The sequence below is a fragment of the Agrobacterium sp. 22-221-1 genome, assembly GCF_053522445.1.
Genome location: NZ_JBNWCL010000014.1, coordinates 112,859 through 127,558, shown reverse-complemented (window position 1 = coordinate 127,558; position 14,700 = coordinate 112,859). Strand labels below are relative to the sequence as shown.

At 60.3% G+C, this 14,700-nt stretch carries 8 protein-coding genes; 2 read left to right on the top strand and 6 right to left on the bottom strand.

What is annotated here, in order from left to right; all coding sequences use genetic code 11:
• Nucleotides 1-443: 443 nt before the first annotated feature.
• Nucleotides 444-2,390, top strand: a complete 1,947-nt coding sequence (locus tag ACQZ5N_RS19900; protein ID WP_448733887.1) for a M23 family metallopeptidase — start codon at nucleotides 444-446, stop codon at nucleotides 2,388-2,390.
• An 87-nt stretch (nucleotides 2,391-2,477) separates the two neighbouring features.
• On the opposite strand, the gene clpB is transcribed toward ACQZ5N_RS19900, so the two are convergent.
• The 6 genes from clpB to ACQZ5N_RS19870 form a co-directional block, all read right to left on the bottom strand.
• Entirely contained in the window at nucleotides 2,478-5,102 is a 2,625-nt protein-coding gene (gene clpB, locus ACQZ5N_RS19895; protein ID WP_269831846.1) for an ATP-dependent chaperone ClpB, read from the bottom strand.
• A gap of 366 nt (nucleotides 5,103-5,468) precedes the next feature.
• Nucleotides 5,469-6,257: a DUF4167 domain-containing protein gene (locus tag ACQZ5N_RS19890; protein WP_003522542.1), complete on the bottom strand. Its 789-nt coding sequence runs from the start codon at nucleotides 6,255-6,257 to the stop codon at nucleotides 5,469-5,471.
• Nucleotides 6,258-6,653: 396 nt separating this feature from the next.
• Nucleotides 6,654-7,523, bottom strand: a complete 870-nt coding sequence (gene prmC, locus ACQZ5N_RS19885) for a peptide chain release factor N(5)-glutamine methyltransferase (RefSeq protein WP_448733886.1) — start codon at nucleotides 7,521-7,523, stop codon at nucleotides 6,654-6,656.
• A complete protein-coding gene (gene prfA, locus ACQZ5N_RS19880) occupies nucleotides 7,520-8,599 on the bottom strand; it encodes a peptide chain release factor 1 (RefSeq protein ID WP_020811675.1) in 1,080 nt (359 codons plus the stop codon). The genes prmC and prfA overlap by 4 nt, the downstream gene beginning before the upstream one ends.
• A gap of 130 nt (nucleotides 8,600-8,729) precedes the next feature.
• Nucleotides 8,730-10,997 carry a phosphoenolpyruvate--protein phosphotransferase gene (ptsP, locus tag ACQZ5N_RS19875; RefSeq protein ID WP_059756808.1) on the bottom strand — a complete coding sequence of 756 codons (2,268 nt, stop codon included), beginning with the start codon at nucleotides 10,995-10,997 and terminating at the stop codon, nucleotides 8,730-8,732.
• Between the two features lie 174 nt (nucleotides 10,998-11,171).
• On the bottom strand, nucleotides 11,172-12,449 hold the full coding sequence (locus ACQZ5N_RS19870) for an aspartate kinase (RefSeq protein WP_003522538.1): 1,278 nt from the start codon (nucleotides 12,447-12,449) through the stop codon (nucleotides 11,172-11,174).
• A gap of 390 nt (nucleotides 12,450-12,839) precedes the next feature.
• Between ACQZ5N_RS19870 and ACQZ5N_RS19865 the strand changes: the two genes are divergently transcribed.
• The gene (locus tag ACQZ5N_RS19865; protein WP_448733885.1) at nucleotides 12,840-14,687 is read left to right on the top strand and encodes a DEAD/DEAH box helicase; all 1,848 of its coding nucleotides are present in this window, start codon (nucleotides 12,840-12,842) and stop codon (nucleotides 14,685-14,687) included.
• The last annotated feature ends 13 nt before the right edge of the window (nucleotides 14,688-14,700 follow it).

The following is a 14,700-nucleotide window of genomic DNA, read 5'->3' as shown; positions in this document are numbered from 1 at the left end:
AACTTGATTTCTTAAGAACGAAAGTCGCCGTCGCCAGCAGCGCCGCCGCCCTCGTTCAGTGAGCGGACTTATAAATCCACCCAACCAAACAAGTCAACAGCACAAAATACAAATTCTCAAAAAATCATACATGCCATTGAATTCAAAAAGTAATTTCAATTTCCGTCCGTTGTGGACGGCAAATGGCCTGCGGACGCATCGGCTTTTGCACAGGAGAAGCGTGCGCGGAGCAATACGTCAGGGCCTGCGCCTTCTTTTAGCCCGGTTCCTCACTAATTGCTTTGCTAACGAAGCGTTAAAATCAGGCGTGCTCGCGCATGTCCTTATATAGCGCGCTGCAATGTATTTGCCTTGACGTCGACCGATTTGACTCACGGCTTTGAAAGTTGCACACCTTCGCCTGAAGTTTCTGGAGAGCGCATGACCGACGGGGCACAGCTGGTATGACTGCGGATCGCAATGTGATCCGGTCGTTAGGCACGGAACCGCCAATTCTGGCGGAAGGGCGGCGTGCACCCGATCGTCGCGAAATTTCGCTCCGATGGCTTTCCGGCACGTTCCTCACAGGCATTACCTCTTCCATATTGATGGGCGTGGCGCTGTTTGCCGCTCTTGACGGTCGCCAGCAGCTTGCCATTCCCGCCGAAGCCTTCGCCAAGGCGGATATGGGCAACAATGCCACGGAAGCCGCCCGTCGCGGAACGCGCCTCGTCGCACCGAATATCGCGGCCCGGCCGTCCGACCGGTCGATCATGGAAGTTTCCACCGTCATCAATGAAGGCGACAAGGAAGTGGTCCGCAAGGTCCCCTTCTCCCACGTCAAGATTCCGCTGGCGTCAAATTACGCCAAGCAGGATGACTATCCCGCCTTCGATCCCCTGAATATTTTTGCGAGCAACGAGGACAAGGACGCATCGGCACCCGCGCCTAGCCGGACGGGAACGATCTATGGCTCCGAGGTTGAATCCGAAGTCAGCCTGAAGACTGTCGCCTTTCCCGTCCAGCATTCCAAATATGCCTTCGCCGGCTCATTGAGCTTCGACGAGGTCGAGGAGGCGGTGCGCTCGAACGGTTCGATCCTGACGGATGGCAACGAGCAGCTGGCCGCGCTCTATTACATCGACCCACGCCGTTTCGATAATGACGACGGCGATGTCGACATTACCGCTGGCCTTGCCGCCCGTGTCGTCGAACAGAACATGTCGGTCTCGACCCCGCAGTCCGCTTCGGTGCCTGTCAAGGAATATGCCGACGACGTGATCCCTGCCCGCCAGACCGAAACCATCGAAGCCGCCCTTTTCGGCGCCGGCTATTCGAAGGCGCAGTCCTCGGAAATCGCCGGGCTGCTATCGCCGCAAATCCAGTCGAATAATGTCGAAAGCGGCGATGTGCTGCGCATCGGCATTATTCAGGAAGACGAGAAAAGCGACATCGTGCGCGTCAGCCTTTACCGCAAGGGCCGGCACATGGTCACCATGGCCATCGATGACAGCAAGCGCTTCATCAAGGCCAGCGAACCGCCGAAGCTCGATGCCGTGGCGACCGCCTTCGACAGCACCCCGGCACCTGCCGCCGGACGCGATCTGCCGAGCGTTTATGACGGGGTCTACCGTGCGGCTCTGGCCTACGGCATGAACCAGGGCATGGTTTCGCAGCTCATCAAGCTTCTGGCCAGCAGCGTCGATTTTCAGGCGCAGCTCAAGCCGGCGGATACGCTGGAAGCCTTCTTCTCTGTGGAAGATGCGGATGGCAAAGCGACGGACAAGTCGGAACTGCTCTACGTCAACGCCAAATTCGGCGACAACGAGACACGTTTTTACCGTTTCCAGAACCCGGACGACAACAGCATCGATTATTTCGACGAGAACGGCAAAAGCATCCGGCAGTTCCTGTTGCGTAACCCGGTTCCGAACGGCCGCATGACATCCGGTTTCGGCATGCGCCGTCACCCGGTTCTGAAATTCAGCCGCATGCATACCGGCACCGACTGGGCCGCCGCCCGCGGCACGCCGATCATCGCGACGGGCAACGGCACTGTCGAAAAGGCCGGATGGGCCTCCGGTTACGGCAACCAGACGCTGATCCGCCATGCCAATGGCTATGTCTCTTCCTATAACCACCAGAGCGCCATCGCCAAGGGCGTCACCGAAGGTGCAAAGGTCCGGCAGGGCCAGGTCATCGGTTACGTGGGATCGACCGGCCTTTCGACCGGCGCGCATCTGCATTACGAACTGATCGTCAACGGCACCAAGGTGGACGCGATGAAGGTGCGCCTGCCGGGCGGCAAGTCGCTTTCCGGCGAGGCACTGGCCCGCTTCTCCGATGAGAGAAAGCGCATCGACAATCTGCTGAATATTGACGAGAAGCCCAATCAGGTGGCGAGCCGCTGATCTGCGGGGAGACCCGAACGACAATCCCGGTCATGTGAAAAGGGCCCGGTCATATGAAAAGGGCTCCGTTTCCGGAGCCCTTTCATTTTATGCCGCATCGGCCGTTTCAGCTTCGGCCTCGCCCTTGGCGGGCTTGACCTTGAACAGCAGCCGGTCCGTGCCCGAGGTCACCTTGACCCGCGATCCATCCGGGACTTCGCCGCCGAGGATCATTTCGGCAAGCCTGTCCTGAACCGCCTTCTGGATCACCCGCTTCAGCGGACGCGCGCCGTAAGCCGGATCGTAACCCTTATTGGCAAGCCAGTTGCGGGCATCCTCATCCAGTTCGAGCGAAATCTTGCGATCGCCGAGCAGCGAGATGAGGCGCTTCAGCTGGATTTCGACAATTGCACCCATTTCGTCGCGCCGCAGGCGGTGGAAGAGGATGATATCGTCGATACGGTTGAGGAATTCCGGCCGGAAATGCGACCGGACCCGCTCCATCACCAGATCACGAACCGAATCCACATCGTCATTGTCGCCCATCTGCGTCATGAATTCCGAACCGAGGTTCGAGGTCATGATGATGATGGTGTTCTTGAAATCGACGGTGCGGCCCTGACCATCCGTGAGGCGGCCGTCATCCAGCACCTGCAAGAGGACGTTGAACACGTCCGGATGCGCTTTCTCGATCTCGTCGAACAGCACGACCTGATAGGGCCGGCGGCGAACCGCTTCGGTCAGGGCGCCGCCCTCTTCGTAACCGACATAGCCGGGAGGCGCACCGATCAGCCGGGCAACGGAGTGTTTCTCCATATATTCCGACATGTCGAGGCGAACCATCGCGGTTTCGTCGTCGAACAGGAAGCGGGCCAGCGACTTGGTCAGCTCGGTCTTGCCCACGCCCGTCGGGCCGAGGAAGATGAACGAACCGATCGGCCGGTTGGGATCCTGAAGGCCGGCGCGCGAACGGCGAACCGCCTTGGAAACCGCCTGAACGGCCTCGCCCTGCCCGACAACGGACTTGGCAAGCTCGTCTTCCATGCGCAGCAGCTTTTCGCGCTGACCTTCCAGCATCTTGTCGACAGGAATACCGGTCCAGCGGGAAACGACATGGGCGATATTGTCCGCCGTCACCACTTCCTGAACCATCGAGCCGGCACCGCTGCTATCGCGGGCTTCCGCCGCAGCCAGTTCCTTTTCGAGACCCGGAATGATGCCATAGGTCAGCTCACCGGCGCGCTGGAACTGACCGTTGCGCTGGGCAATCGCCAATTCGTTGCGGGCTTCGTCCAGCCGCTTCTTGAGGTCTGCGGCATGGCCGAGCTTCTGCTTTTCCGCCTGCCAGCGGGCCGTCAGCGCATCCGCCTTTTCTTCCGTATCGGCCAACTCATCCTCGAGCTTCTTGAGGCGGTCGGCGGACGACTGGTCCGTTTCCTGCTTCAGGGCTTCGCGCTCGATCTTGAGCTGAATGATGCGACGATCCAGTTCGTCCAGTTCTTCCGGCTTGGAATCCACCTGCATGCGAAGACGCGAAGCGGCCTCATCCATCAGGTCGATTGCCTTGTCGGGCAGGAAGCGGTCGGTGATATAGCGGTTGGAAAGCGTCGCAGCCGCAACCAGGGCCGAATCCGAGATACGGACCTTGTGGTGCTGTTCGTATTTTTCCTTCAACCCGCGCAGGATCGAGATCGTGTCCTCAACGGTCGGCTCATCCACAAGAACGGGCTGGAAACGGCGGGCAAGGGCCGGGTCCTTTTCCACATGCTTGCGGTACTCATCAAGCGTGGTGGCGCCGACGCAGTGCAACTCGCCACGGGCAAGAGCGGGCTTCAGGAGGTTGGACGCATCCATCGCGCCATCGGCCTTACCCGCGCCGACCAGCGTGTGCATCTCATCGATGAACAGGATGATGCCGCCATTTTCGGCCTGCACCTCATTGAGCACAGCCTTCAGGCGCTCTTCGAACTCACCGCGATATTTCGCACCGGCGATCAGCGCGCCCATATCGAGCGCCATCAGCTTCTTGTCCTTCAGGCTTTCCGGCACGTCGCCATTGACGATGCGCAGCGCAAGGCCTTCGGCAATCGCCGTTTTACCGACGCCCGGTTCACCGATCAGGACGGGATTGTTCTTGGTGCGGCGCGAGAGCACCTGGATGGTGCGGCGGATTTCGTCGTCGCGACCGATGACAGGATCGAGCCGGCCTTCGCGGGCTTCCTCCGTCAGATCGCGCGCGAACTTCTTCAGCGCATCGAAGCCCTGTTCGGCATTGGCGCTGTCAGCCGTGCGGCCCTTGCGGATGTCGTTGATGACCTGATTGAGCGCCTGCGCCGTTGCGCCGGCCTTCTTCAGGGAAGCCGAAGTGGTGGCGGAACTTTCAATCGCAAGCGCCTGCAGCAGACGCTCGACAGTGACGAAACTGTCGCCGGCCTTTTTGGCGAGATCTTCCGCGGTCGAGAACACTTTGGCGAGCGGCGCGGTGAGAGAAAGGCCGCCATTGCCGCCGGAAACCTTGGGCAATTTCGCAAGCGCCGCATCATTGGCAAGACGCGCTTCCTTGGCGTTGCCGCCGGCGCGCTCGATCAGCGATGCCGCCATGCCCTGCTCGTCATCGAGCAGAACCTTCAGAACATGTTCGGGCGAAAACTGCTGATGGTTCTCCGCCAGCGCAAAGGTCTGTGCCGATTGCAGAAAACCACGAACGCGCTCGGAGTATTTTTCAATATTCATAGTCGAACCTCCATAGACCGGCCCGCCCGCTTTCGGCACGGCTCCGGGTGTTAGGGTTGAGGCTCCCTCAAAAGGCAAGCCCCGCCACGACAGCCGTGTTTAAAGGATTTCACGATTGCCGCCTCTCGATGGTCGGTTGCCGGCGAATGCGGCTTCCGTCCGTTCTGCACGAATATGGGAGGCATTTTCATCGGTTTAAAGGGAGAAAAACCCATCATCCGGGAAATTTTCATATGATTTGACAGGCATCAATTCGCCACATGAAACCACGCCGATTGCTGGCTGAATATTTACCGCCAAGCACCAAAAGCAAAAAACTCCGGCAAGCCGGAGTTTTTCGATCGCAGAGTGGTTTGCAGAAGCTGCTTATTCGGCAGCGTTCTCAAGCGTGGCGGGTGCCGCCTCTTCACCGGCCGGCGCATCTTCGCCTTCGGCGCCTTCCGCAGCGGCAGTGCGGCGCGGGCGGCGCTGGCGCGGTCCGGTTGCACGGCGCGTCTTCGGTGCGCGTTCGCCAGCCGGAGCTTCCGCCTGCTGCTGCTCTTCCTCGACGGCCACTTCCATGGGCGTGCCTTCGATGACGGGCTGCGGCGCCTGGCTGGCGTCGTAAACCGGCGGCTGCTGTTCGGCGGCTACCTGCGGCTGGCGCGGCTGACGCTCCTGCCGTTCGCGGCGGTCCGGGCGCTCACGACGCTCCTGGCGCTGTTCGTTCCGCTCAGTACGCTCCTGACGTTCCGGCTGCTGCGCGCGCTCGGCCTGTTCGGCCTGCTGCTGCGGTGCAACGACGCCTTCATCGCCGTCGTTCACATCCATATCGTCGCCGTCGGCAGCATTGTACTCGCCGCGGTCGTCGCGCTGGAAGCGTTCCTGCATCTGGGCCTGAGCCGAAGCGATGATGCGGTTATAATGTTCAGCGTGCTGCAGATAGTTCTCAGCGATCACGCGGTCGCCGGAACTCTGCGCGTCGCGCGCCAGAGCCGCGTATTTTTCCGCTATGTGCTGGGCTGTGCCACGGATTTTAACATCGGGGCCGGAACTGTCATAAGTCCTGGTGAGCGGGTTGCCGCCCTTGCGGTTGAAGTTGTTGTTACCGCCACCATTGTTATTGTTGTTGTTTCCACGCCCCCGGCCGCGCTTGTTTTGCTGTCCTGGCCTCATCAATTGCTCACCTGAATTCTGTTTTGCTGACAATCTGGTTGTTTTCATGCAATTCCGGGCGGAAAACCGCTGGAAATTTTTCCTGAAATTGCTCCATCACGCGCCTTGCCGAAGATAACCCCAGGGCAAGACCTCGCGTATGACGACCGGCTGCGCAAATGCTGCACCGAGCCGCCTGCGAACAAAGTTTACTGATTCACATGCCGGAAACGCCCAGCCTTTCAGGGCTCTTTAAAGAACCCGCTTCGGGACTGACCCATACCCTGACGAATCTGTGTTCGTCCTCAGCCACCCGGCATGTGGCCGCAAACTATCCCGCTTCCTGCGGAAATCCAAGCCTTTTCTTTTGCTGTGCAAAATATCCTTGCAAAAAATCCGCAGACATATCGCGAACAACTATCTCCGGAAGGTCAAAACTCTGTCGTTACCGCCATAATCCTTCACGGCGTCCAGAAGAGAGAAGCCGTGGGAAGCAAATATAGCGGAAACATCAAGCCTTTGATCGAAACCGATCTCCACACCGACAATCCCGTTTTCCACAAGAAAGCGGCCTGCATCGGCAGCGATGAGGCGGTACGGTGCAAGGCCGTCCTGACCTCCATCCAGCGCCGCCATCGGGTCGTGGATACGAACCTCCTGGCCAAGCGTTGCGACGATATCAGTCCTTATATAAGGCGGATTCGACACAATTATGTCAAAGCGGCCAGAGATTTTTTCAAACCAGTCGCTGCGGATGGCCTCGAAGCGCGCGCCGAGATCGTTTCGGGCCGCATTCCGGGCCGCCGTTTCCAGCGCATCGGCGGAAATATCGCTACCGATACCGGTTGCTTCGGGACATTCCTTCAACAGCGCCAGACAGATCGCGCCGGTCCCGGTGCCCATATCCAGAATGCGGGCGCTGCCCTTGGCGGAAACGGCTTTTTTCAGCGCCGGCAACAGCGTATCGACAAGAACCTCCGTATCCGGCCGGGGTTCAAGCGTCTCCTTCGACAAAAGAAGGTCAAGGCCATGAAATTCCCGGTGACCGAGAATGCGGTGAACGGGTTCGCCATTCGCCCGTCTTTCGATCATGGCCGCGATACGGGCGCTTTCTTCCGGCGTAACGACACGATCAGGCTTCATCACGAAATCGGTCAATGAAAAACCGACGACCTCCGCAATCAAAAGCCGCGCATCGAGAAGCGGATCGGCGATCCGCGCCGCCTGCAGCCTTTTGCGGGCTGCGGCAAGCGCGTTCGCGACACTCGCTTCAGCCGCCGTGCTCAAAGCTGTTCGCCGAGCTGTGCAAGCTGCCCCGCCTGATAGTCGGCGATCAGCGCATCCACAAGTTCATCGATCTCGCCTTCGATCATCCGGTCCAGCTTGTAGAGCGTGAGGTTGATGCGGTGATCGGTAACGCGGCCCTGCGGAAAATTATAGGTGCGGATACGCTCGGAACGGTCGCCGGAACCAACCTGACTCTTGCGGTCGGCCGAACGTTCGCTATCCACTTTCTGGCGCTCGATGTCGTAAAGGCGCGAGCGCAGAACCTGCATGGCCTTGGCGCGGTTCTGATGCTGCGATTTCTCCGAGCTGGTAACGATCAGGCCCGTCGGCAGATGGGTGATGCGAACCGCGGAGTCGGTGGTGTTGACGTGCTGGCCGCCAGCCCCCGAAGCACGCATCGTATCGATGCGGATGTCTTCCGGGCGGATTTCGATGTCGATATCTTCCGCTTCCGGCAGAACGGCGACGGTGGCGGCCGAGGTGTGGATGCGGCCGCTCGCTTCCGTTTCCGGTACGCGCTGCACCCGGTGCACGCCGGATTCGAATTTCAGCTTGGAGAACACCCCTCGTCCGCTGATCGTGGCGATAATTTCCTTGTAACCGCCCGCTTCGCCCTCGCTTGCGGAAAGCACTTCCACCTTCCAGCCCTTGGTCGAGGCGAAACGTTCATACATGCGGAACAGATCGCCGGCGAAAAGGGCTGCCTCGGACCCGCCGGTGCCGGCGCGAATTTCGAGAATCGCGCTTTTTTCGTCCGCCGCGTCCTTCGGCAGCAGCAGAACCTGCATGTCCTTTTCAAGCTCGCCGATGCGAACCTCGACATCCGGCAGCTCCATTTCCGCCAGGTCGCGCATATCCTTGTCGGTCGACTTGTCGGCCAGCAGCGCCTCCAGATCGGCGGCCTCGGAAACCGCCTTCTCGTAGTCGCGGATTTTCTTCACCACCGGCTCGAGTTCGGAATATTCCGAAGCCAGCTTCACATAGACATCCGCAGCAGGCCCGGCCGACATACGCGCTTCGATCTCACCGAAGCGTCTTTCCAACTCGCGCATTTTTTCGACGGGAAGCTTCGCCACCAGTCACTCCAATAATGAAACAGGTCTTTTAGAGCGTTTTCGCTTTTCTTCGAAACGCGAAAACGCTCTAACTTTTTGCTTTAACGCATTTCCGGACGGAAAACCGGGGTCCACTTTTCCTGGAAATGCTCTAGATGGGAATGGAATGCGTCGCGGCAAAGCGTAACAACACCTCGCGCGCGCTTTCCAGCGAATTATGGTCGTCCAGCGCCGCGTTCAGCTCTTCGGCCAGGCGCGCGGCATCGAGCCCGAGCAGCATGGCCTTGACCGGACCGATGGCCGTCGGCGACATGGAAACAGAACGGAAGCCGAGGCCGATCAAAGCCATGGCCGAAAGCGGCTTGCCCGCCATTTCGCCACATAGCGTGACCGAGGTGTGGTGCCTCTCGCCGGCACGGACGATATCGCGCAGAATGCGCAGGAACGGCTTGCCGAGATTATCGAAACGATCCGAAACACGCGCATTGCCGCGATCGACCGCCATCGAGAACTGGAACAGGTCGTTCGAACCGACGGAGACGAAATCCACCTCCTGCATCAGCTCATCGAGCTGCCACATCAGCGATGGCACTTCCAGCATGGCGCCGAATTGCAGCTTTTTCGGCAGCGCATGGCTGAATTTCGAAAGATGCTGCACTTCCTTCTGCAAAAGGTCGCGAGCGGCACGGATTTCCGACACTTCCGTCACCATCGGCAGCATCATGCGCAGCTCGGCACCCGAGGCGGCGCGCAGCAGCGCACGCATCTGCGTGCGCATCAGGCCCGGCCGGTCGAGCGACAGGCGGATCGCCCGCCAGCCCAGCGCCGGGTTTTCCTCTTCCTGACCGCGCATATAAGAAACGACCTTGTCGCCGCCGATATCGAGCGTGCGGAAGGTGACGCTCTTGCCCTTCGCCTGCCGCAGAACGGAGCGGTAGAACGCCTCCTGCTCCTCGCCCTTCGGCATGTTGGAGGCGATCATGAATTGCAGCTCGGTGCGGAACAGGCCAATGCCGTCGGCGCCGGATTCGTCGAGCTGCGGCAGGTCCACCAAAAGGCCCGCATTCATCTTCAGATTGACCTTCTGGCCATCCTTGGTGATCGGCTCGACATTGCGCAGCGCGCGGAACTGCTCCTGCCGCTTGGCGCGCAGGCGCACCTTTTCTTCATAGGCACGCTGCAAATCCGACATCGGGCGCAGATGCACCTGACCGTCATCGCCATCGATAATGATGGGATCGTTGTTTTCCGCCAGAGCGACGATACCGGTCGCCTGCCCGATGATCGGAATGCCCATGGCGCGCGCGACGATGACGACATGGCTCGTCACCGCGCCGTCTTCGAGCACCAGACCACGCAGTTTTTCGCGCGGGTAATCGAGCAGTTCGGCAGCACCCATGGCGCGCGCCAGAACGATGGCGTCGAGCGGGAAGTCCTGCTCCGGCCCACGACCGCCGAAACCGATCAACTGCCGCAGCAGCCGATTGGCGAGATCGTCGAAATCATGCATGCGCTCGCGAAGATAAGGATCGGTCAGGCGCATCATGCGCGCCTTGGTGTCGCTCTGCACCTTCTCGACCGCCGCTTCCGCCGTCAGGCCGTTGCGGATCGCCTCTTCCATGCGCCGCACCCAGCCCTGATCGTGGGCGAACATGCGGTAGGTTTCCAGAACCTCGCGGTGCTCACCCTCGGTCGGCACATCGCGACGCTGCAGCATGTCGTCGATGGAGAGACGCAGCGAGCCGATGGCATCGGCAAGACGCCGGATTTCCGTATCGGCATCTTCATTGAGCAGATTGGTGACGACGATGCGCGGATCGTGCAACACGACGTGGCCAAGACCGATGCCTTCGCCATAGCCGTCACCATCGATGGAAACGGCGCGCGTCAGATCCAGCTCCACCCCGGGGCGGGTGATCTTCTTCAACTCGCCGCTCGCCACTATTTCGGCAATGAGCATCGCGGTTGTCTCAAGCGCTTCCACTTCATCCTCCCGGTATGTTCGGCTGGCCTTGTTCTGGACCACAAGAACGCCAAGAGTGCGACCGGAACGCAAAATCGGCACGCCGAGGAAGGAATGATAAATTTCCTCACCGGTTTCAGGAAGATAGCGGAAAGCGGGATGCGCCTGCGCATCGGAGAGATTGAGAGGTTGGGCGGAAGCGGCGATGGTGCCGACAAGACCTTGCCCCATTTTCAGCTGGGCAAGATGCACGGCATCCTTGTTCAGACCTTCGGTAGCGTAAAGCTCGAGCACGCTGTCGGAGCGCAGCACATAGACCGAGCAAACCTCCGCCACCATGTTGCTGGCAATCTGACGGACGATCTGGTCCAGACGGTCCTGCGGTTCAAGGTGCTCCGCCATCATTTCGCGCAGCCGCTTGAGCAGGACGCGCGGACCTGCGGAAAGGTCTCTCATCGCGTTTGCTCCCCGACACTTCCGATCCGAATGTCATAATATTCGAGAATCAAAAGGTCATTTAAAAATTTATAGCGCGAGAAGCGCGTCCCGCAAGGGACACGCTTTCATGAAACGCCACATCGGAAGAACGCAACTCCGAAGAATCGGAGCATCGGGAACCGATGTCTCGGCTTAGCTCTTATCGAGACCGTAGGCGGAATGCAAAGTGCGAACCGCAAGTTCGGCATAGGCGCCGTCGATCAGGATCGAAATCTTGATCTCGGAGGTGGTGATCGCCTTGATGTTGATGTTCTTCTCGGCAAGCGCCTTGAACGCGCTTGCGGCAACGCCGGCGTGGCTGCGCATGCCGATACCGATGACCGAAACCTTGGCGAGACCGGTCTCGTTCTGCGCAACATCGAAGCCGATCTGGGCCTTGTTGTCTTCCAGAAGCTTGATCGCCTTGGCAACGTCGCCCGAAGGAACGGTGAAGGTCATGTCGGTGCGCGAACCGTCTTCGGAGATGTTCTGCACGATCATGTCGACGTTGATATGGGCTTCGGCGAGCGGCCCGAAGATCGCGGCGGAAACGCCCGGACGGTCGGCCACGCGGCGCAGCGAGATCTGTGCTTCATCCTTGGCATAGGCGATGCCGGTTACGACTTCCTGTTCCACGATTTCATCCTCGTCACAAATCAAAGTACCGGGCGGGTTGATGAGGTCGCCCATGCCCGGCGCATCGGGATCCTCGAAACTGGAGCGAACGAAGGTGCGCACCTTGTGTACCATGGCAAGCTCGACCGAGCGAACCTGCAGAACCTTCGCGCCGAGAGACGCCATTTCGAGCATTTCCTCGAAGGCGATCTTCTTCATGCGGCGAGCCTTGGGCTCGATGCGCGGATCGGTCGTATAAACGCCGTCGACATCGGTATAGATGTCGCAACGATCCGCCTTGACGGCGGCGGCAATTGCAACGGCGGACGTATCCGAACCGCCGCGGCCAAGCGTCGCGATGCGGTTGTCCGGGCCGATGCCCTGGAAACCGGCGACAACGGCGACCTGCCCTTCACCCATGCGATGGATGATATCCGAACCGTCGATTTCGAGAATGCGGGCGGCGCCATGCGCATTGTCGGTGCGGATCGGGATCTGCCAGCCCTGCCAGGAGCGCGCATTGATGCCCATGGATTGCAGCGTGATCGCCAGGAGACCCGATGTCACCTGTTCGCCGGATGCGACGACCGCGTCATATTCGCGCGCATCGAAAAAGGAGGCGGCGTTGGCGCCGGCCACCTTTGCTGCGTTCTGCACCCAGTCCACCAGCTCATTGGTTTTGCCGGACATGGCGGAAACGACCACGGCCACTTCATGGCCGGCATCCACTTCGCGTTTCACATGCCGTGCGACATTGTGAATGCGTTCGAGGTTCGCGACGGACGTGCCGCCGAATTTCATGACAATGCGAGCCATAGCCTTGACCAGTACCATCCCATTTTCCCGCCGGCTCGTTCAAAGAGCGGACGGACAAGAACAAACCCAGTCGGCTCTTCCTGACAAAGAGCCTCAAGTTGCGGGTCTCTTAGCGAAAAGGCGGGGGGCACGCAATGCCGTTTATGAACCATGCGGTACGCCTTTTTCGCAGCATCGCTCCGGAACAATGGCGGGATGAAAACGTCGACGGGATAAAGCACCCGCAAAAGAGCGTACCGCAGTGCACTGTACAAACCGGCCCATTCGCAGTATGAGCGCGGCAATGCAACCGGCCAGATGGCCGAAATGGCCTGTATCGGCTGCCCCGGAGACTTTAGGTCCTATTGGTTTCGGGCGGATGCGGGCGGCTTCATATCCGAAAGACGGTAGATGACAGACACCCAGGGTATCGCCCCGGCGATCGCGCAGGCGTTGGAAAAACGCGGCTATAAAGATTTGACCCCCGTGCAGCAGGCCATGCTTGCACCCGAACTGGCCGACAAGGATGCGCTGGTTTCCGCACAGACCGGTTCCGGCAAGACCGTTGCCTTCGGCATTGCACTGGCGCCGACGCTTCTGCCGGAGAACGGCCGCTTCGGTCAGGCTTCCGCACCCTTGGCGCTCGCCATCGCGCCGACCCGCGAACTGGCCATGCAGGTCAAGCGCGAGCTGGAGTGGCTCTATGAATTCGCCGGCGTCTCGATTGCCTCCTGCGTCGGTGGCATGGATGTGCGCAACGAGCGCCGGGCGCTCGAACGCGGCGCTCACATCGTCGTCGGCACACCTGGGCGTCTTTGCGACCACATCAAGCGCGGCGCGCTCGATCTGTCGTCCATCCGCGCCGTGGTGCTGGATGAAGCCGACGAAATGCTTGATCTCGGTTTCCGTGAAGATCTGGAATTCATTCTGGAAGAATCGCCGGAAACCCGCCGCACGCTGATGTTCTCGGCCACCGTTCCGCGCAGCATCGCCAAGCTTGCGGAAAGCTACCAGAAGAACGCCGTGCGCATCGCCACCGCTTCCGAACAGAAGCAGCATGTCGATATCGAATACCGCGCCATGCTGGTGACGCCGGCCGACCGCGAGAACGCCATCATCAATGCGCTGCGCTTTTATGAAGCCCGCAACGCCATCGTCTTCTGCTCCACCCGAGCAGCCGTGAACCACCTGACCGCCCGCCTGAACAATCGCGGCTTTGCCGTCGTGGCCCTTTCCGGCGAACTGACCCAGAACGAACGCACCCATGCGCTGCAGGCCATGCGCGACGGCCGCGCCCGCGTCTGTGTGGCGACCGACGTTGCCGCCCGCGGTATCGACCTGCCGGGTCTCGAACTCGTCATCCACGCCGACCTGCCGACCAATTCCGAAACGCTTCTGCACCGCTCCGGCCGCACCGGCCGCGCCGGTCAGAAGGGCGTCAGCGCCATCGTGGTGCCGATCAACCAGCGCCGCAAGGCAGAGCGCCTGCTGGAAGGCGCCAAGGTCAGCCCGGCATGGGTTCGCCCGCCTTCGGCCGAAGAGATCGTCGAGCGCGATGGCGCCCGGCTTCTTGCCGACCCGTCGCTGACCGAGGCCGTGGCCGAGGACGAACGCGATTTCGTCACCAAGCTTCTGGAGCAGCATGGCGCGGAAAAGGTCGCCGCCGCTTTCGTTCGCCTGTACCACGCCGGACGTTCCGCGCCCGAAGACATCGCTGAAGTCTCGCTCGACAACAATCGCAAGCCGCGCCGCGACAGTTTCGAAACGGTCGAAAACAATGCGCCGCGCCGCGAACGCTCCGATTTCGCCGACAGCGCCTGGTTTTCGCTGTCCGTAGGCCGCAAGCAGAGCGCCGAACCGCGCTGGCTCATCCCGATGCTCTGCCGTTTCGGCAAGATCACCCGCCAGGATATCGGCGCGATCCGCATGCAGCAGACGGAAACTTTCGTGGAACTGGCGGCCGATGCCGTCGACCGTTTCACCTCCGCCATCGGCAAGGACATGACGCTCGAAAAGGGCATCCGTCTGAAGGCGCTGGAAGGCAAGCCGGAAATGACCGGCGGTTTCCGCGAAGACACGCGCCCGGCAAAGGCGCAGCGGAAATTCAGCAAATCGGACAATGCGAGCGGCCCCCGCGATGACCGCAAGGGCGACGACAAGCCCTGGAAGAAGAAAAAGCCCTTCGGCGACAAGCCGAAATACGAGGGCAAGAAGGACAAGCCCTTCGAAAAGCGCGGGCCGAAGCCGACGAAGAGCTGAGGGCAACTCTGTG